We start from the raw sequence: 18,854 nt of genomic DNA on the forward strand, positions 1-18,854 counted from the left end.
CGCGCCGTCCGTGCCGCCCCGCCTCGTACCGTCCGCCATCGAGCCCTCCCAGGCCGCGTCCCGACTGTGCGGGCAGAGTGCCACGAGACCGCCCGGAAGGGACATACGCCGATTGCCGAGAAGATAGGGAGCCGCGAGGCTCAGGCGCGGGGGGTTACCTTGGCGAGGCCGTTGATGATGCGGTCCATGGCGTCGCCCCCGGAGGGGTCGGTGAGGTTGGCCAGCATCTTGAGGGTGAATCGCATCAGGACCGGGTGCGAGAGGCCGCGTTCGGTGGCGAGCTTCATGACCTTGGGGTTGCCGATGAGCTTCACAAAAGCGCGGCCCATCGTGTAGTAGCCGCCGTAGGTGTCCTTGAGGACCTTCGGGTAGCGGCGCAGCGCCAGCTCCCGCTGCGCCTCGGTCGCACGGGCGTGCGCCTGGACGATGGTCTCGGCGGCGATGACGCCGGACTCCATCGCGTAGGCGATGCCCTCACCGTTGAACGGGTTCACCAGGCCGCCCGCGTCGCCGACCAGCAGCAGCCCGCGGGTGTAGTGCGGCTGCCGGTTGAACGCCATGGGGAGCGCGGCGCCGCGGATGGGGCCCGTCATGTTGTCCGGGGTGTAGCCCCACTCCTGCGGCATCGAGGCGCACCAGGCCTTGAGGATCTCGCGCCAGTCGAGCTCCTTGAAGGCGGCGGAGGTGTTGAGGACACCGAGGCCGACGTTGGAGGTGCCGTCGCCCATACCGAAGATCCAGCCGTAGCCGGGCAGCAGCCGGTCCTGCGCACCGCGCCGGTCCCAGAGCTCCAGCCACGACTCCAGGTAATCGTCGTCGTGCCGGGGCGAGGTGAAGTACGTCCGTACGGCCACGCCCATGGGCCGGTCCTCGCGGCGGTGCAGGCCCATCTTGAGGGACAGCCGGGTGGAGTTGCCGTCAGCGGCCACCACGATCGGCGCGTGGAAGGTGACGGGCGTCTTCTCCTCGCCCAGCTTGGCGTGCACCCCGGTGATCCGCCCCGTCCGCTCGTCCAGGACCGGGTCGGTCACGTTGCAGCGCTCGTGCAGCCGGGCGCCCGCCTTCTGAGCCTGGCGGGCGAGTTGCTCGTCGAAGTCGTCGCGCTTGCGGACGAGCCCGTAGTCCGGGTAGCTGGCCAGCTCGGGCCACGGCAGCTGGAGACGGTGGCCGCCGCCGATGATGCGCAGGCCCTTGTTGCGCAGCCAGCCCGCCTCTTCGGAGATGTCGATGCCCATGGCCACCAGCTGCTTGGTGGCGCGCGGGGTGAGGCCGTCGCCGCAGACCTTCTCGCGCGGGAACACGGTCTTCTCCAGCAGCAGTACGTCCAGGCCGCTGCGGGCCAGGTGATACGCGGTGGTGGAGCCCGCGGGTCCGGCGCCGACGACGATCACATCGGCGGACCGCTCGGAAGCGGCCGCCTCCGGCCGGGGCTGCGCCTTGGACTCGGAGTGCGCCTTCGATTGGGGGTCGGCCACGAGGACTCCCGCTTGCTGGCTGGTGTGCTGACGGCGCCAGTCTATGCGGGGGTTGAGGGGCCGCCGCCGTCCGGCCCCTCCCCCGCCCGCCCCGGCTCAGGAGCCGTTCTCGTCCCAGGTGCTCAGCGCCGTGCTGAAGACCTGTTCCCGGTCCGGGTCCCACTCGTCGTAGCGGCTCTCCACGTAGAGGCTGTACTCCGTGCCGTCCTCGCTGACGTACGCCTGGTCGATGGCGTGGATGGTGCGGCCCGAGTCGTCCGAGGTGTAGACGAACTCCCAGCGGGCGCCCGGCCGTCCCCTGAAGGTGTTCTTCGTCAGTTCGAGGCGCCGGTAGCCGTCCCGCTTGGCGGCGCCCTTCTCCAGGGTGCGGAAGTTGTCGTACGACGACTGGCCCGCGTTCTCGATGATGCCGACGCGCAGATAGTCGCCGCCGGTGGGTGCCTCGTAGTCGACCTGGGTGCCCTTCGCCCGGCGCTGCCAGCCCTCCATCACTCCGACGGAGAAGCCCTTGGGGTCGTCCGCCCTGGTGAAGCCCGCGGGAAGATCGGTGCGCTGGGGAGTGCCGGGCGAGCCGTCCGACTGCGCGTCCGGATCGGATTCGGCGCCCGGGCCGGAATCATCGGACGGATCGGTCGGGTCGGACGGCGCGGGCGTCGGCCCCTCCGGGCTGTTGTCGGCGGGCTGCTCCTCGGTGGACTTCTTGGCGGGCTTCTTCGCGGATTCCTCGGCCGCCGGCTTGCGGTCGTCCTTGCCGTCGCTGCCCGCGAGATAGACGGCACCCCCTGCCGCGGCGCCGACGACGAGGAACCCGGCCAGGACGAGGCCCGCCCACATGAGGCCACGGTTGCGCTGCGGAGGTGGCGTCGGGCTGCCTCCGCCAGGGCCGAGGGCGTCGGGGCCGGATTCGGCGTCGGCGGCGGGGTACGCGGGGCCGGGTTCATCGCCCTGCGCGGGCGGCGGGGTCTGCGGGGGTTGCGGGGTCTGCGCGGGCGGCATCGGCGGAGCGGCGGGCGGACCGTACGCGGCCGGGCCGTGCGGGACCGCGCCGTGGGAGGCCGGGCCGTGGGAGGCCGGACCGTGGAGGCCCGCGCCGAAGGCGCCCGCGCCCAGGCCGGTGCCGCCCAGCCCCGTACCGCCCGGGCCGCCCTTGCCGAACTGGGCCCGCAGGAAGGGGACCAGCAGCGTGCCGCCGTACGACCACAGCAGCGCGAACAGCAGCAGCTCGGCGATGCCGGCCGAGACCTCTCCATGGGCGTAGAAGCGGCCGCCGTCACCGAAGCCGCTGCCGTAATCGCCGTCGTAGTCGCTGCCGTAATCGTCGCCGTAGCCGTCACCGAGGCCGCTGCCGTCGTCCACACCGGCGGTCGGCTCGCGGAAGCCGGCCTCGAAGCTCGCCCCGGCCAGCGCGGCGACCAGCAGCAGGCCGAGGACGAAGAACCCGGCGGCGAGCAGCTGTTCGCGGCGGTCGACGCTGCGCCGGGCCACCAGCGTGCCCAGCAGCAGCGCGCACGCCAGCCCGCCGGCCAGCGCGCCCACCACCGCCCAGTCGCCATGGGCCAGCTCGCTCAGCTCCGAGTAGCCGAACGACTCGCGCCCCGCGTCCAGTTGGCTGATGTCCCACTTGACGTCGATGGGCGCGCCCCAGGCCAGCGCGAGCCCGAACGTGCCGACGTTGGGCAGCAGCGCCACCAGCCCCCATACGTCCCCTGCACTCACCTCGTCCTCGGTGGCCAGCAGGACGACGAACATCACCACGGAGGCCAGCGCGATCACGCACACCAGCGCGAGCCCCGCCGTCCGCAGCGCGCCCACCACCGCGCGCACCGCGGGCCGCGCGGCCAGCCAGGCGTCGGTCCCGCCCCTGGTCAGCACGAGCGCCGCGACGAAGGTGGAGAGCAGGAACGCCCACAGCAGGGTGAGTCCGGGCGAGGACTCCAACTCCAGTCCCTCGTACGAGGGCGAGGCGTACAGCCCCAGCGCGAACCCGCCGACTCCGCACAGCGCGCCGATACGCAGCGCCGCCTCGAAACCGGCCGAGGGTGGCGCGGATTCCAGCCGGCGCCGCTCGAAGCGGGCGGCGAGGACGAGAGCGCCGATCCATACGGCGGTTGCCAGCAGCGGCAGTCCGGAGACCTCTCCCTCCCCCGCGACACGCGTGCCACCGGTCAGGTAGTCGGGGTCGCCGGAGACGCCGAACCCGCCGCCGACGCCCTGGAGCAGCGCGGCCAGCGCGACCCGCATCCGGGTCCCCCAGCCGATGTCCAGGTCGTCGAGGTCGTCGTTGGACCAGATGCCGAGCACGCAGGCCGCCAGGAACAGCACCCCCAACGGCCAGCCCGCGACGCGCAGCGCCCCGAGCCAGTCGCCCTTGACGGTCCGGGCCAGGAACATCCCCAGCGGCGTCGGCCCAGCGGGCGGCACAGGCGGGGGCGGCACGTGGGCGGGCTGTGCCGGCAGCGAGGTCTGGGTGGGTACGTACGTGGGGGGTGCGGCGGGCGGAGCCGGTGCGTCAGGCGGAGACGGTGCGTCAGGCGGGGAGGGTGCGGCCGTCGGCTCGGGAGGTGCGGCGGGCGCGTCAGGCACGGGCGGGGCCGCCGGGGCGGGAGGCGCCGCGGGTGCGGCGGGCGCGGGCGGCGCTGCCGGTGCAGGCGGTGCTGCCGGGGCCGTGGGGGCACCGCACGACATGCAGAAGCGGGCCTCGGCCGGGGAATCAGCACCGCATTGCGGGCAGGGCGAAGACGACGGCGGCGGGGACGACATGGCGCTCCGATGCGGTTGCGTTCGGGGAGGTGGGGGGACGAAGCGGCACGCAGGGGCACCGCTTGTGTGCGTACCGTACGAGGGACGGGTTACATCGTTCCGCCGAACTCCCCTTGGGGGAAGGACATTTATCCAAGCGCAACCGGATACGAAGCGCGCGAGGTGCTCAGTCCTCCGAGGCGCTCAGTCCTTCGGCCGGAAACCCCGGTGCAGGGCGACGATGCCGCCCGTCAGATTGCGCCAGGCCACCTTGGTCCAGCCCGCCTGCTGGAGCCGGGCCGCCAACTGCGGCTGGTTCGGCCACTCGCGGATGGACTCCGCAAGGTAGACGTACGCGTCGGGGTTGCTGCTGACCTGCCGTGCGATGGACGGCAGCGCCCGCATCAGATACTGCATGTAGACGGTGCGGAAGGGCGCCCAGGTCGGCTCGCTGAACTCGCAGATGACAACCCGTCCACCGGGCCGGGTGACGCGCCGCATCTCGGCGAGCGCGGCGTCCATGTCGCTGATGTTGCGCAGCCCGTAGGAGATCGTCACGGCGTCGAACGTGCCGTCGGCGAACGGGAGCCGGGTGGCGTCCCCGGCGGTGAACGGCATCCAGGGATGGCGCTCCTTGCCCTTGCGGAGCATGCCGAGCGAGAAGTCGCACGGCACGGTGAAGGCGCCGCCCTCCACGAACGGCAGCGAGGAGGTGCCGGTGCCCGCCGCCAGGTCGAGCACCTTCTCGCCGGGCCGGGCGTCGACGGCGGCGGCGACGGCGCGCCGCCACAGCCGGGCCTGGCCGGCCGTGAGCACATCGTTGGTGAGGTCGTACTTGTCCGCCACGTCGTCGAACATGGCGGCGACCTCGTGCGGCTGCTTGTCCAGGGATGCGCGGCTCATGTCCCTTGTTCCGCCCGTCACTTCGCGTCGATGAGAGCCAGCTCGGGGTGGGCTGTTCCCCCCTCGATGGCGGTGGAGGACAGGTGCGAGACGACCTTGTCGTCCACCGGGTCGTTCGCCGGGTCGTCGTGCACCAGCAGGTGCTCGTACGTCGTGGCACGCTGCGCCGGTACGCGGCCCGCCTTGCGGATGAGGTCGATCAGCTCCATCCGGTTGGAGCGGTGCTTGGCGCCCGCCGAGGAGACGACGTTCTCCTCCAGCATCACCGAGCCGAGGTCGTCGGCGCCGTAGTGCAGCGAGAGCTGTCCGACGTCCTTGCCGGTGGTCAGCCAGGAGCCCTGGATGTGGGCGACGTTGTCGAGGAAGATCCGCGCGATGGCGATCATCCGCAGGTACTCGAAGACGGTCGCCTGCGTCTGCCCCTTCAGATGGTTGTTCTCCGGCTGGTAGGTGTACGGGATGAAGGCGCGGAAGCCGCCGGTCCGGTCCTGCACATCGCGGATCATCCGCAGGTGCTCGATGCGCTCGGCGTTCGTCTCGCCCGTGCCCATCAGCATGGTGGAGGTGGACTCCACACCGAGGTTGTGGGCGATCTCCATGATCTCCAGCCAGCGCTCACCCGACTCCTTGAGCGGTGCGATGGCCTTGCGGGGCCGGGCGGGCAGCAGCTCGGCGCCGGCGCCCGCGAAGGAGTCGAGACCCGCCGCGTGGATGCGCTCGATCGCCTCCTTCGGCGACACCCCGGAGATCCGCGCCATGTGCTCGACCTCGCTGGCGCCCAGCGAGTGGATGACCAGCTGCGGGAACGCCTTCTTGATGGCGGCGAAGTGCTCCTCGTAGTACTCCACCCCGAAGTCCGGGTGGTGGCCGCCCTGGAACATGATCTGGGTGCCGCCCAGCTCGACCGTCTCCGCGCAGCGGCGCAGGATGTCGTCCAGATCCCGGATCCACACCTTGTCGCTCTTGGGCGAGGCGTAGAAGGCGCAGAACTTGCACGCCGTCACACACGAGTTGGTGTAGTTGATGTTGCGCTCGATGATGTACGTCGCGATGTGCTCGGTCCCGGCGTACCGGCGGCGGCGCGCCTTGTCGGCGGCGGCGCCCAGCGCGTGCAGCGGCGCGTACCGGTAGAGGTCGAGCGCCTCTTCGGGAGTGACGCGCCCCCCGGTGGCGGCGCGATCGAGGGCGGAGAGCAGGTCGGCTTCCGACACGTGCGCTGTCACCGTGGCGTCCCTCCAAAGGTCGCACATTCGACACATCTCGCCGCTTACCACAGCACAGCGGCGCCGGACCAGCCTACGCCAGGGGCATTCGGCCGATCTTCGGAGTGTCCCCGAGACGCGTCCGCATGCCCCCGAGGGGCTCAGCTGCCCGGCTCGGGGCTGAGCATCTCCACCCGGACGTCGGGCGGGAAACCGGTCGTCGCGCCGGTACGGCGGGCGAACTCGGCCACGCCCTCCAGCTGCCGTTCACCGAACCGGAAGTCGAGCGTGGTGAAGTACCGCTCCAGCACCTTCGGCTCGAAGACCTCGTAGCGCGCGGCGTGCTCGGCCACCTGGTCGACCTGTTCCATGGCCAGATCGCGCGAGGCCAGGAAGGCCCGGTGCGTCTCGTACACCGTCTCCGGAGCCCGCTGGAGGAAGTCGCGGCGCACGGCCCAGACGGCGAAGACGAACGGCAGCCCCGTCCACTCCTTCCACAGCCGCCCAAGGTCGTGCACCCGGAGGTCGTCCTCGGGCAACTGCCGCAGATAGGCGCGCAGCCCCACGTCGCCGATGACGACGGCGGCGTCCGCCTCCTTCATCATCCGCTCCAGGTCCGGCGGGCAGCTGTAGTACTCGGGCCGCACCCCGTAGCGCTCCGCCAGCAGCAGCTCGGCGAGGCGTACGGAGGTACGCGACGTCGAGCCGAGGGCCACCCGCGCGCCGTCGAGCTGGTCGAGGGGCAGGCGGGAGACGATCTCGCACGACATGACGTCGCCGTCGCAGCCCACCGCGATGTCCGGGAGAGCGACCAGGTCGTCCGCGTTGCGCAGGAACTCCACCAGGGTCACGGGCCCCATGTCGAGCCGCCCATCGATGATCATCTCGCTGAGCTTCTCCGGGGTGTCCCGGGTCAGGTCCAGATCCAGCAGCGTGTGGGTGTGGACCAGGCCCCAGTAGAGCGGCAGACAGTTGAGGAACTGAATGTGCGCGACGCGGGGGCGGGTGCGCACAGGCCTCGGTTCAGCAGTCACTCTCCGGAGAGTACGCCCCGGTCTGTACCCCGCCACGCGGGGTCCTCCGGGAGGCGCCACGCGGGGTCCTCCGGGAGGGCTGTGGGACATGATCCGGAACTCTTCCGCGCCGGGTCCCACCGTGCTAGGCTCGGAGCCAAGTTGCAGTTTGGTTTCCCTTGCAGTACAGAGCCTGCGGAGCATGTGACCGCGGGCTCTCGTCGTTTTCAGGCTTCTTTGTGGGTTCTGGGAGCAGGGACACCCTTATAGGCCCAAGGAGGGCTTATGGCTACCGGAACCGTTAAGTGGTTCAACGCCGAAAAGGGCTTCGGTTTCATCGCCCAGGACGGCGGCGGTCCCGATGTCTTCGTCCACTACTCCGCGATCAACGCATCCGGTTTCCGCTCTCTTGAGGAGAACCAGATGGTGTCGTTCGATGTCACGCAGGGCCCGAAGGGTCCGCAGGCGGAGAACGTCACCGCGCAGTAGTCCCTGACTCTGCAGTAATCCAAGGAGCCCCCGCCTCGGCGGGGGCTCCTGCCTTTTCGTGACCCGTCACCTGTGCGGGACCGCGGCCGTCAGCAGCCCTGCTCGTAGCCCGTTATCGCGGCGACCTTCGCCGCCGAGGCCGAGCCCTCGTCGAAGCGCTGGTCCAGCCACTCGTCCAGCAGTGTGCGGGCCAGTTCCAGGCCGATGACGCGCTGGCCGAAGCAGAGGACCTGAGCGTTGTTGCTGAGTACGGACCGCTGCACGGAGTAACTGTCGTGCGCGGTGACGGCGCGGATGCCGGGGACCTTGTTCGCGCTGATGGCGACGCCCAGACCGGTGCCGCAGATCAGCAGCGCCCGGTCGGCCTCGCCGTCGGCGACACGGCGGGCCGCCTCGACGGCGACGTGCGGATAGGCCCGGTCCCGGTCGGCGCCGCCGCTGCCGACGCCGACATCGGTGACCTGAGCCACCCGGGCGTCGCCGAGCAGGTCCTTCTTGAGGGCTTCCTTGTAGTCGAGACCCGCGTCGTCGCAGCCCACGACGATACGGAAGGGCTGCCGGGGCGCTGCGGGGGTGGTGCTCATGGTGCGTTCCTCCTGGTGGCGGGGGAAGAGATCAGGCTGCGGCGCGTACGGTGCCGGCCAGCGCGCCCAGGACCAGCGCCAGCGAGGTGGCGCCCGGGTCCGGGGTGCCGAGGCTGCGTTCGGCCAGCGGCCGGGCGCGGCCCAGCTTGGGGCGCAGCTCGGCGGTGGCCTCGGCGGCGGTACGGGCCACCTCGGCCGCGTCGGCCAGGGCCTGGGCAGGCGGGCTGCCCGCCTCCAGCCGTCCCTCGAAAGCGGTGACGAACGGGGCGAGCGCGTCGACCAGGGTCTTGTCGCCGGGTTCGGCCTTGCCGAGCGAGGTGACCGCCTCCAGCGCGGCCCGGGCGCCGGACACCAGTTCCGCGGGCGCGGGAGCACGGTCGGCGGGCAGTGCGGAGCCGAACGCGCGCAGGCCAGCGCCCCACAGCGCCCCCGAGGTGCCGCCCGCCTCGGCGGCCCAGGCATCCCCCGCCGCACCGAGCAGCGCGGCCGGCGCGGCGCCTGTGGCCTGCGCCTTCTCGGCGGCGGCCAGCGCCGCGTCCACGCCCTTGCACATGCCGCGCCCGTGATCTCCGTCCCCGGCGACGGCGTCGAGCCGGCCGAGGGTCTCCTCCTGCTCGTGGAGGAGGGTGTGCGCTGTCCGGAAGGCACGTACGACGGTGGCCGCGGTGGCGACCGCCTCCCCGGTCGCGGTGGCGGGCTCGTCGGCCGTACGGGGGACGGTGGCCGTACGCGGCGCGGCCCTCCGGTCCGTTGCCGGGGCCTGGGGTGCGACTTCGCCGCGGCGGTAGGCGGGGGTGTCGGCGGGGGCGAGCCAGAGCCGTTCCATCTCCTCGTCCAGCCAGGTGACGGTCAGTGAACAGCCCGCCATGTCCAGCGAGGTGACCAGTTCGCCCACCTCGGGGCGTACCAGCTCCAGCCCCGCCTCGGTGAGCAGCCGCGCCACGGACGCCCACAGCACGTACAGCTCCTCGTACTTGGTGGCGCCCAGACCGTTGAGCAGGACCGCCACCCGGTGGCTGTCCGCCGCCTCCGCCGGCCGCTCCGCCAGCAGCCCCTCCACCAGGGTGCGGGCCAGGTCCTGGGCGGTCGTCAGCTCGGTTTCGCGCACGCCGGGTTCGCCGTGGATGCCCAGGCCGAGGCCCAGCTTGCCCGTCGGCACGGTGAACAGCGGTTCCCGTTGGCCCGGCAGTGTGCACCCCGCGAAGGCCACGCCGAGCGAGCGGGTCCGGGCGTTGGTGTGCTCCGCGATCCGGACCACCTCGTCCAGGTCGGCGCCCTCCTCGGCCGCGGCGGAGGCGGTCTTGTAGACGGTGAAGCCGCCCGCTATGCCGCGCCGCCGGTCGGCCTCCGCGGTGGGGGCGCCGGCGATGTCGTCGGTGACGGCGAAGCAGCGGGCCGGTATGCCGTCCGCGGTCAGGCGTTGGGCGGCCTGGCCGAAGTTCATGACGTCACCCGCGTAGTTGCCGAAGAGGAACAGCACACCTGCGCCGGTTTCGGCTTCCGCCGCCACGGAGTACGCCTGCGCGGCGGACGGTGAGGTGAAGACGTTGCCGATGACCGAGCCGTCGGCGAACCCCTTGCCGACCACGCCGCAGAACGCGGGGTAGTGGCCGGAGCCGCCGCCGGTCAGCACCGCGACCTTCGCGGCGGCGGGACGGTGGGCTCTGACTACGCCGCCGGGGACCGCGCGGACGTGTTCGGGGTGGGCCGCGGTGAAGCCTTGGACCATGTCCTCGGCGAAGCGGGCAGGGTCGTTGAATACGCGGGTCATAGGGGACTCCAGCAGGGTGTTGTGCCGGGACCGGACGGAGCCCGGGTAAGGAGCGGGGGCGGGGTCACCAGGACTGGCGGGCTCTTTCCAAGGTGTCGAGGTACCGGTGGTAGCCGTCCTCGTAGAAGGCGACGGCCGCGTTGTCGGCGCGCGCGATACGGCCCTCTCCCAGAGCGCCGCCGGCCGCGTCGTCAGCGCCCAGCGCGCGCCAGGCGATCCGCGCGGCGCCGCGGATGCCCACGGCGTCCTCCCGCACATGGACGTCCCGCCCCAGGACGCCGGCGAAGATGCGCCCCCACTCGCCGGAGCGGGCGCCGCCCCCGCAGGCGGTGACGGCCCCGTCGACGCCGAGGGTCTCCAGACAGTGCCGCGCCGAGTAGGCGACGGCCTCGCACAGGGCACGCACCAGGTCGGCGCGGCCGGTCAGGGGCGAGAGCCCGTCGAGCCGGCCGCGGGCGCGGGCGTCCACGAAGGGGGCCCGCTCGCCGCTGGTGGACAGGAACGGCAGGGCGGTCACCCCGGCGGCGCCGTAGGGGGACTGCGCGAGCAGCGCGTCGAGTTCCTCGATACGCACGCCCAGCATGCCCAGCAGCCAGTCCAGTCCGGCGGTGCCGATCATGGCGGGCATGACCCGCAGATACCGGTCCTGGTACGGGGTGGCCAGGATCATCCCGGCTGCCTCGTCCCCCGCGCCCGGCGTGGGATCGTCGCTCAGCACCTGGCAGGCCAGCGTCGTACCGATGATGAGGTTGCCTTCGCCGACCCGCTCCAGGCCCGAGCCGAAACCGCAGGCCGGGATGTCGAACGGCCCGGCACTGACCGGGAGCCCGGCAGGCAGGCCCAGCTCCGCCGCGACCTTGGGCAGCAGCCCGAACAGCGCGCCGGGCGGCGCGGGTTCGGCCAGCAGCCCGCGCCACCGGCCCAGCCCGCACAGCTGAAGTGCCTCGTCGTCGTACGTACGGCGCGCCACGTCCAGGAACGGCACCGAGGCGTCCGAGGCGTCCACCGTCCGCTCGCCGGTGAACCGCTGGGCGATGGCGTCGACGCAGTACCCGGCCACATCGGCGGCCGCCAGCCGTTCGGGCTCGTGTTCGGCCAGGTGGGCGAGGAGGGGTCCGGCCGCGCCCGGGAACATGCCGGCTCCGGTGCGCCGGTGGACCTCGCGGGCCGTGCCGTCCGCTGCCCACTTGTCCAGGACGGGGGCCGCGCGGCCGTCCATCCAGGACAGTGCGCGGCCCACCGGGCGGCCGCCGGCGTCCCGCAGCCACAGGCCGTCGCCCTGCCCGGTCAGCGCGAGGGCTTCGAGGGGCTCGTCCGGGTCGAGTTGTGCGGCGTCGGCGACGGCGGCCCGTACGACGGTGACAACCGTGCCGATGACCTCGTCCATGTCCTGCTCGACGCGATTGCCCGGCAGCGTGTACAGCGTGCTGCGGGCCTCGTGCGCGGGGGTGGTGCGCCCGTCGCGCGCGATGAGCTGGGCCTTGGTGACCGAGGTGCCGACGTCGACCCCGACGATCACGACTGCCGCCCTCCCCCTGCCCCCGTGGCCTGGAACACCTCCGGGTTGACCACGAACTCGGGGCGCTCGCCGCGCAGATACGCGGCTGCCTGGGCCGCCGTGATGGCCGCGGCGCGGTCGGCGGTCTGCCGGGTGGCGCCCGCCAGGTGCGGGGTGGTGATGACGTTGGGCGCCCGGTGCAGCGGCCAGTCGGCGGGCGGCGGCTCGACGTCGTACACATCCAGCGCCAGCGCGCCCAGGTGGCCGGACTCCAGCATCGCGGGCAGCGGGCCGTAGTCCATGAGTTCGCCGCGCGCCGAGTTGACGAGCACCGCGCCCTTGGGGAGCAACTTGAGGTTGTCGGCGTTCAGCATGTGCCGCGTCTCCGCGGTGACGCGGGCGTGCAGGCTGACGACCGAGCTGCGGCGCAGCAGCTCCTCCAGCGCCACCAACTCCACGCCGTCCGCCGCGGCCTTGGCCGGGTCGGCGTAGGGGTCGGCGACCAGCACCCGGGAGCCGAAGGCGCGCAGCACGCGGGCGACGATCGCGCCGATGGCGCCGTAACCGACGAGTCCGACGGTGGTGCCGTCCAGCTCGATGCCCGCGTTCTCGATGGCGTAGTAGTCGCCCCGCCAGGTGCCCTTCTTCAGCTCCGCGTCGGAGGCGGGGATACGGCGCAGCGCGGCGAGCATCAGCCCGAGCGCGAACTCGGCGGCGGCCGCCGCGTTGCGGCCGGGGGTGAAGGTGACGGGGATGCCGGCGCGGGTGGCAGCCGGCACATCGACGTTGACCGGGCCGCCGCGGGCCACCGCGATCAGCTTCAGGTTCGGGGCCTCGCGGATGACGCGGTCGGTGAACGGCGCCATCTGGATGAGGGCGATCTCGGCGTCGCCGAGCGCTTCGAGCAGCTCGTCCTCGGTGCCGCTGGCCTCCTTGACGTTGCCGACGGGGCCGAAGGGGGTGTGCGGCCAGGGGGTGGTCCGGGTGCGGAAGTCCAGCGCGGTGCCGGGGGCCGCGTTCTTGAGCGCGTCGATGAAGAGCTGGGGGGCGATGAAGTGGTCGCCCGAGGCCAGCACCTTGATCGGGTCCGTCATGCCCGGTCACCTTCCTTGAGCTGGGAGAGCAGATAGCGGCGTACGTCGTCGTGGTCGGTGGCCGAGTGCGCGGCGCCCGCGAGGGCGTCAGCGGCCGGTGGATAGCCGGGGTTGGGGATGGCGACGACCGTCATCCCGGCCGCCGCGGCGGCGCGCAGCCCGTTGCTGGAGTCCTCCACCGCCAGGCAGTCGGCCGCGGGGACGCCGAGTTTGCCGGCCGCTGCCAGATAGACGTCGGGGCTGGGCTTGCCGCGCGGGACCTCGGCGCTGGAGACGGTGGCCTTGAAGTGGTGCTCGACTCCATGGTGCGCGAGGACGGCGTCGATCACGCGGCGCGGCGCGGACGAGGCGAGCGCGATGGGACCGCGCGCGGCCGCGTCGGCGATCATCCCGCGGGCGCCGGGCAGCAGCTCGATCTCACCGTCCTCCAGCGCCTTGATCATGCCGTCCACGACAGTGCGTTCGGTGTCGGCGGCGCTGTCGCCCGCGCCGGCGAACTCGGTGAGGAAGGCGGCCCATTCCGGAGCGCTCATCCCCTGGCAGCTTCTGGTCTGCTCGGGCCCCCACTGCTTGCCGCGTTCGGCGGCGAACGCGGTCCACAGCCGCTCCCAGAGATGCTCGCTCTCCACGAGCACTCCGTCCATGTCAAACACCACTGCATCGGCCACGGCCGGAACTCCTCACCTTCGGCTCCCTGCAAATTAACACTGCTTCTGTTATCTGTCACTCAGGTGTTGGTACTCGCACCAGGGGCAATGTGAGACTTCGAGCGGACCGGGGGCCGGAAGACGCCGTAAGGGGTGCAGGATGGTGCGTATGACCGCCCACTCAGCAGCGCGTGCCACGCGCCAGAAGCGTCAGCAGCAGATCGTCGACCATGTGCTGGCCAAGGGCGACGCCTCGGTGGCGGAGCTGACGGAGCTGACCGGCGTCAGCGTGATGACGGTGCACCGGGACATCGCCGAGCTCGCCGACCGCGGCATCCTGCGCAAGTACCACGGTGGCGTCTCGGCCCAGCCCTCCACCGTCTTCGAGTCCAGCTCCGACTTCCGGCTGCACGCGCACACCGGCGAGAAGGAGGCGCTGGCCAGGGCGGCGCTGGAGTTCGTGACGCCGGGGATGTCGCTGATGCTGGACGACTCGACCACGGCGCTGGCCTTCGCGAAGCTGCTGCCGCAGGTGGGGCCGCTGACGGTGGTGACCAACTACCGGCTGATCACCGAGGAGCTGCGGCCCGTCGAGGACGTACGGCTCATCGGGATCGGCGGCGAGTACTCGCGCACCCACGACTCATGGATCGGGCTCTCCGCGCTGGAGATGATCAAGAGCTTCTCGGTGGATCTGACCGTCGTCTCCACCTCCGCCATCACCGGCACCATGACCTACCACCAGGAGCAGGAGATCGTCGCCCTCAAACGCGCCATGCGGGAGGCGGGCTCGGTCAGCGTGCTGCTGATGGACCACAGCAAGGTCGGCCGCAGCGCGCTGCACCGGCTCGACCCGGTGCGCGAGTTCGACCATGTGGTGCTCAGCGGGCCGGTGGAGGACGAGTTGGTGGCGGAGATGCGCAAGGTTACGGAGGTGAGGGTGGTCTCCGCGTGAGGGGTGCCCGGTGGATGTGGGCTCGCCCTCTCGGGCGTGCTGGGTAGGGGCTGCCCCTTCCTATGACCCCAGGCTGCCGGTACGTCGTGGTCGCTGGGGGCACCTCCCGGCCGGAGTCCCCCAGCCTCCGGCCGGGAGGTGCCCCCAGGGGAGCAGTTCCCCGCGCCCCTTCGGGGCGCCCCCGCCCCGCGCTGTTACGCGGCAACAGGCCTGGCCGTTATTTTTAACAGGGGTCTTGATATTTCTCGCAGGCGGGCTGAGTATCTGCGGTGCACCAACTGGTTACCTCAGAGCGGAGGCCCCCCGATGACGGATCCAGCGACCCGAGCCCCCGGCCGAGGGCTCCTCGATCGCATAGGGCTGCCCAAGCCCCTGGTCCTCGGCTACATCGGCGTACTGCTGTTCATGATCGGCGACGGGGTCGAGAGCGGGTTCATCGCGCCGTACATGGCCGACCACGGCGCGGGCAGCGATGTGAAGGCCGGCTACGTCATCACCGCCTACGGCGTCGCCGTGATGCTGGCCTCCTGGTTCTCCGGTGCGCTCTCCCAGGTGTGGGGCCCGCGCAAGGTGATGTGGGTGGGCCTGATCATCTGGGCGGTCTTCGACGCGCTCTACCTGGTCTTCGCGCTCGGCACCGAGAACTACCCGATGATGCTGATCCTCTACGGCATCCGCGGCTTCGGCTATCCGCTCTTCGCCTTCGGGTTCCTCGTCTGGATCACCGGCAGCGCCCCGAAAGCCCGGTTGGGCACCGCCGTCGGCTGGTTCTACTTCGCCTTCACCGGCGGCCTGCCCACCCTCGGCTCCCTCTGGTCCAGCTTCACCATCCCCGCCATCGGCGAGATGGGCACCCTGTGGAGCGCGCTCGGCCTCATCCTGGCCGGTGGTGCCATCGCACTGGTCGGCGCCAAGCGGCGGGAGGGCGGCGAGCGGCTGGCCGAGCCCGGCGTCACCACGGGTGAGTCCCTCTACAACAGCGTCTCGATCATCTGGACCCACCCGCGGGTGCTGGTCGGCTGCCTGGTACGGATCATCAATACGGCGCCCGAGTTCGGCATGCTCGTCTACCTGCCGCGGATCTTCTCCGACGACGTCGGCTTCGGCACCGACAAGTGGCTCCAGCTGCTGGCGATCATCTATGGCACCAATATCTTCTTCAACCTGATCTTCGGCGCGGTCTCCGACCGGATCGGCTGGCGGACCACCATCGCGACATTCGGCGCCCTCGGCTGTGCGATCAGCGTGACGGTGCTGTACTTCGTGCCGACCTGGCTCGGCCCCGACTACTACTGGGTCGCCGTACTCGCCGGCATGCTGTACGGCGCCACACTGGCCGGCTTCGTCCCCATCTCGGCGCTGATCCCGAACATGGCCCCCGAGAACAAGGGCGGTGCCATGGCACTCCTCAACCTCGGCGCGGGCGGCGCCACTTTCGTGGGTCCCGCCATCGCGTCCGTGTTCCTCCCCCTCGTCGGTGCGGGTGGCGTGACCATCGTCTTCCTGGCGCTGTACCTGGTCGCCATGGTGCTGACCCTGTTCCTCAAGATGCCCGAGGAACAGGGCGGCTCCGCAGCGCCGGTCACCGCGTCCCCTCCCGGCAAGAGCTCGACCCCGACGCCGGCCTAGCCGCTCGCCGAGCACCTCTTCTCACCGCGACGGCGGTCAGTGGGAGCGCCCACTGACCGCCGTCGCGTTGCGCACCCGTTCGGCGAGCGGGGCGGCCTCAGTCCAGCTGGTACGTGAAGGAGACCTTCACATCCTTCTCCCCCTCGTGGACCTCGAACCCTCCGGTACCGGCCAGACCGGCGAGGTCACCGGTTCCGGAACCCGGAACCACGTCGAACGAGCAGCGGATGACGCCCTCCTCGTCGAAGGTGCCGTTCTGGTGGATGACGAACGTCCCCTCCCGCCCGTCGACGGAGCCGGTCAGCAGCTCCATCCCGCAGAAGGAGCCGCGCGTCTCGGCGGCGTATGTCAGTACGTACTGGCATGCGGTGCCCTCCGCCTCGATGCCCCCGCTGTAGTTGTTGACGACGGCGGCGTGCGCGAGACGGGGGCTGCGCTCGGCGTCGGTGACGTTCTTCTCGTCCCAGGAGGAGAAGGTGAAGACGGCGGTGGTGGAGTGCTCAGCCATGGCGGGCGGCCTTTCCGTAAGTAGCGGCGGACTGCGTACCGGCATCCTCACGGTCGTACCTGACACCTTCTGTCAGGTACCGGAAACCGGGGCGCGAGAATGACGGCATGCGCGCCGACCGGCTCCTCTCGCTGCTCCTCCTGTTGCAGAACCGCGGCCGGATGACGGCGCCCGAACTCGCTGCCGAGCTGGATGTCTCCGTCCGCACCGTCTACCGCGACATCGAGGCGCTGGCCGGCTCCGGCGTCCCCGTCTACGCCGACCGCGGCCCGGCGGGCGGCTACCGCCTCATGGCCGGATACCGCACCCGGCTCACCGGGCTGACCGACTCCGAGGCCGGCTCCCTCTTCCTGTCCGGTCTCCCGGGCCCGGCCCAGGAGTTGGGGATCGGCGCCGTACTGACCACCGCACAGCTGAAGGTCCGCGCCGCCCTCCCGGCCCCGCTCGCGGAGCACAGCCGGCGCATCCAGGACCGGTTCCATCTGGACGCGCCGGGCTGGTTCCGGGACGCGGACCCGGTGCCGTATCTGCCGCAGGTCGCCCGCGCGGTGTGGGAGCAGCGGGTGCTGCACGTGCGCTACCGGCGCTGGCGGGGCGAGGTACAGCGCGAACTGCGCCCGCTCGGCATCGTCCTGAAGGGCGGCATCTGGTACGCGGTGGCCGTGGCCGCCGGTACGGACGAGGAGGCCGTACGCACGTACCGGATCTCCCGGCTGGTGGAGGTCAGCACCGGCGAGGAGACCTTCGACCGGCCCGCGGGCTTCGATCTGGCCGCGTACTGGGAGGCGTCAGCACGCCGTCTGGAGGCGATGCTCCGGCAGGACGTGGCCCGGGTTCGGCTCTCCCCGCAGGGCAGACGGCTGCTCCCGGCCAAGTTCGGTACGCAGGGCGAGCGTGCGCTGGAAAGCGCGGGGCCCGCCGACGCGGACGGGTGGGTCGAGGTCGAGCTGGCCGTCGAGTCGCAGCCGGTCGCCGTCTCCGATCTGCTCAGCCTCGGCGCGGAGGCGGAGGTCTTGGGACCGCCTGCGTTGCGGGACGCCATGATCGAAGCGGTGCGCGCGGTGACGGCGCGCTATTGGGCGGAGCCCTGACCGAAAGGGGCACCGCCTCGTCCGGTGAGGGGGTGCCCCTGGCCGACGCTTGCGGGGCGCGGGTTGCGTTGTAGTTCCCCGCGCCCCTTTCGGGGGCGCGGGGAAAGGTTCGCCGGATTGGTGGTCGCGTTCCGGGCGGACGGCGCCACCATCGATGACTGGCTATGACGTCACTTTGCGGAGGCGGCCTGGCTCTGTCCTGCCAGCTGACGTACCAGGGCGACGAGCGCGGTGCGCTGTGCCGCGAGGGCACCGTCGGTGTCGTCCGAGCTCCCGCCGTCCGCCGGGACGAGCATCCGGGCCACCTGCGGCAGGGTGAACCAGGAGGCGGTCAGCGCGATGACGGCGTGCGTCAGGGCGCCCGGCGAGGCGGCGGTGGTGAGGGCGCCCGCTCGCTGGGCTTCCGCGAGGGCCGCGGCCTTCTCCTGGTAGCGCCCGGTGCGCTCGGCCTCGGAGACCACCCGGTCCTGGTGCCGGCGCTGAAGCCCCTCCCAGGCCAGCAGCCGGGCCAGATGCGGATGGGCGCGGTGGTAGTCGAAGAGGCGGCCCGCGTAGTCGCCGAGATCGGCAGCCTGGTCGCCGGTCAACGGCACGGCGGCGGCCACCCGCTCCATCTCGCTCCTCAGTACGGCGACGAACAGCTTCTCCTTGCTGCCGAAGTACTGGTAGATGCGCTCCTTGTTGACATCCGCGCCGGCCGCCACGCGGGCGATACGGGCGCCCTCCGGGCCGTACTCGGCGAACTCCTCGACGGCGGCGTCGAGGAGTCGCTGCTTGGTGCGTGCGGTGTCCCAGGCCATGGGGCCAGCCTAGCCGAGAACTCCAACCAACCGGTTGGACATGGCCCCGCCCGCATGCCAAACTCCAACCGGCCGGTTGGAGTTTTGGGAGGGGTCGCCGTTCCCCGCTCCAACCGCCGTTCCCGTTTCGGCCGCCCTTCCCGTCCCACCTGGAGGAACCCGTGCCCGCCGCACCGCCGACCCCCGCAGCACCGTCCGTACACCGCCGGGCGCTGATCACCTGGCTCGCCGTCTATCCGACCATCACCGTCGCCCTCGGCCTGCTCGGCCCGGCGACCGCCACGATGCCGCTCCCCCTGCGGACGCTGATCCTCACGGCCGTCGTCGTGCCGGTCTCCGCGTACGTACTGATACCGGCGCTGTTCAAAGCGAACGCACGGCTGGGTGCGCTGCGCCGGGCTGGGGGCGGTTCGCCCGAGTGGCACCGGGACCAGTGAGGCGTTGCGCTCCTGACTG

General features: G+C 71.7%; 17 protein-coding genes. 5 read left to right on the forward strand and 12 right to left on the reverse strand.

The window, feature by feature from the left end:
• Positions 1 to 140: 140 nt before the first annotated feature.
• The 5 genes from ACQEU8_RS15145 to ACQEU8_RS15165 form a co-directional block, all read right to left on the reverse strand.
• Positions 141 to 1,391, reverse strand: a complete 1,251-nt coding sequence (locus ACQEU8_RS15145) for a geranylgeranyl reductase family protein (RefSeq protein ID WP_433102413.1) — start codon at positions 1,389 to 1,391, stop codon at positions 141 to 143.
• Between the two features lie 180 nt (positions 1,392 to 1,571).
• Positions 1,572 to 3,911, reverse strand: coding sequence for a hypothetical protein (locus tag ACQEU8_RS15150; RefSeq protein WP_433100797.1), 2,340 nt, complete (start codon positions 3,909 to 3,911; stop codon positions 1,572 to 1,574).
• A gap of 507 nt (positions 3,912 to 4,418) precedes the next feature.
• The gene (locus ACQEU8_RS15155; RefSeq protein WP_433100799.1) at positions 4,419 to 5,117 is read right to left on the reverse strand and encodes a demethylmenaquinone methyltransferase; all 699 of its coding nucleotides are present in this window, start codon (positions 5,115 to 5,117) and stop codon (positions 4,419 to 4,421) included.
• A gap of 17 nt (positions 5,118 to 5,134) precedes the next feature.
• Positions 5,135 to 6,340 (reverse strand): cyclic dehypoxanthinyl futalosine synthase, encoded by a 1,206-nt coding sequence (gene mqnC, locus ACQEU8_RS15160; RefSeq protein WP_433100801.1) that lies wholly within the window; start codon positions 6,338 to 6,340, stop codon positions 5,135 to 5,137.
• Between the two features lie 140 nt (positions 6,341 to 6,480).
• Complete coding sequence (locus ACQEU8_RS15165) at positions 6,481 to 7,332, reverse strand: menaquinone biosynthetic enzyme MqnA/MqnD family protein (protein ID WP_433102415.1); 852 nt, start codon at positions 7,330 to 7,332, stop codon at positions 6,481 to 6,483.
• Between the two features lie 285 nt (positions 7,333 to 7,617).
• Here ACQEU8_RS15165 and ACQEU8_RS15170 point away from each other — a divergent pair, with 285 nt between their 5' ends.
• On the forward strand, positions 7,618 to 7,821 hold the full coding sequence (locus ACQEU8_RS15170; protein ID WP_019354156.1) for a cold-shock protein: 204 nt from the start codon (positions 7,618 to 7,620) through the stop codon (positions 7,819 to 7,821).
• 89 nt (positions 7,822 to 7,910) lie between these two features.
• Here the strand turns inward: ACQEU8_RS15170 and ACQEU8_RS15175 are convergent, their stop codons facing one another.
• From ACQEU8_RS15175 to ACQEU8_RS15195, 5 genes are all read right to left on the reverse strand, one after another.
• Positions 7,911 to 8,405 carry a ribose-5-phosphate isomerase gene (locus ACQEU8_RS15175; RefSeq protein WP_433100803.1) on the reverse strand — a complete coding sequence of 165 codons (495 nt, stop codon included), beginning with the start codon at positions 8,403 to 8,405 and terminating at the stop codon, positions 7,911 to 7,913.
• A gap of 31 nt (positions 8,406 to 8,436) precedes the next feature.
• Entirely contained in the window at positions 8,437 to 10,176 is a 1,740-nt protein-coding gene (locus ACQEU8_RS15180; RefSeq protein ID WP_433100805.1) for a dihydroxyacetone kinase family protein, read from the reverse strand.
• Between the two features lie 64 nt (positions 10,177 to 10,240).
• Positions 10,241 to 11,695 (reverse strand): FGGY family carbohydrate kinase, encoded by a 1,455-nt coding sequence (locus tag ACQEU8_RS15185; protein ID WP_433100807.1) that lies wholly within the window; start codon positions 11,693 to 11,695, stop codon positions 10,241 to 10,243.
• The gene (locus ACQEU8_RS15190; RefSeq protein ID WP_433100809.1) at positions 11,692 to 12,768 is read right to left on the reverse strand and encodes a 2-hydroxyacid dehydrogenase; all 1,077 of its coding nucleotides are present in this window, start codon (positions 12,766 to 12,768) and stop codon (positions 11,692 to 11,694) included. Before ACQEU8_RS15190 ends, ACQEU8_RS15185 begins: the two co-directional genes overlap by 4 nt.
• Positions 12,765 to 13,436, reverse strand: a complete 672-nt coding sequence (locus tag ACQEU8_RS15195) for an HAD family hydrolase (RefSeq protein ID WP_433100811.1) — start codon at positions 13,434 to 13,436, stop codon at positions 12,765 to 12,767. Before ACQEU8_RS15195 ends, ACQEU8_RS15190 begins: the two co-directional genes overlap by 4 nt.
• Before the next feature lie 148 nt (positions 13,437 to 13,584).
• Between ACQEU8_RS15195 and ACQEU8_RS15200 the strand changes: the two genes are divergently transcribed.
• On the forward strand, positions 13,585 to 14,370 hold the full coding sequence (locus tag ACQEU8_RS15200) for a DeoR/GlpR family DNA-binding transcription regulator (protein WP_433100813.1): 786 nt from the start codon (positions 13,585 to 13,587) through the stop codon (positions 14,368 to 14,370).
• 306 nt (positions 14,371 to 14,676) lie between these two features.
• On the forward strand, positions 14,677 to 15,999 hold the full coding sequence (locus tag ACQEU8_RS15205) for an MFS transporter (protein WP_433100815.1): 1,323 nt from the start codon (positions 14,677 to 14,679) through the stop codon (positions 15,997 to 15,999).
• 97 nt (positions 16,000 to 16,096) lie between these two features.
• Here the strand turns inward: ACQEU8_RS15205 and ACQEU8_RS15210 are convergent, their stop codons facing one another.
• The gene (locus tag ACQEU8_RS15210) at positions 16,097 to 16,507 is read right to left on the reverse strand and encodes a DUF3224 domain-containing protein (protein ID WP_433100817.1); all 411 of its coding nucleotides are present in this window, start codon (positions 16,505 to 16,507) and stop codon (positions 16,097 to 16,099) included.
• A gap of 107 nt (positions 16,508 to 16,614) precedes the next feature.
• On the opposite strand from ACQEU8_RS15210, the gene ACQEU8_RS15215 reads away from it, so the two are divergent.
• The gene (locus ACQEU8_RS15215; protein WP_433100819.1) at positions 16,615 to 17,598 is read left to right on the forward strand and encodes a helix-turn-helix transcriptional regulator; all 984 of its coding nucleotides are present in this window, start codon (positions 16,615 to 16,617) and stop codon (positions 17,596 to 17,598) included.
• Between the two features lie 170 nt (positions 17,599 to 17,768).
• On the opposite strand, the gene ACQEU8_RS15220 is transcribed toward ACQEU8_RS15215, so the two are convergent.
• A complete protein-coding gene (locus ACQEU8_RS15220) occupies positions 17,769 to 18,398 on the reverse strand; it encodes a TetR family transcriptional regulator (RefSeq protein WP_433100821.1) in 630 nt (209 codons plus the stop codon).
• Positions 18,399 to 18,559: 161 nt separating this feature from the next.
• On the opposite strand from ACQEU8_RS15220, the gene ACQEU8_RS15225 reads away from it, so the two are divergent.
• On the forward strand, positions 18,560 to 18,835 hold the full coding sequence (locus tag ACQEU8_RS15225; RefSeq protein ID WP_433100823.1) for a hypothetical protein: 276 nt from the start codon (positions 18,560 to 18,562) through the stop codon (positions 18,833 to 18,835).
• Positions 18,836 to 18,854: the final 19 nt, after the last annotated feature.

Source organism: Streptomyces sp. CA-250714 (genome assembly GCF_050936705.1).
GTDB lineage: Bacteria > Actinomycetota > Actinomycetes > Streptomycetales > Streptomycetaceae > Streptomyces.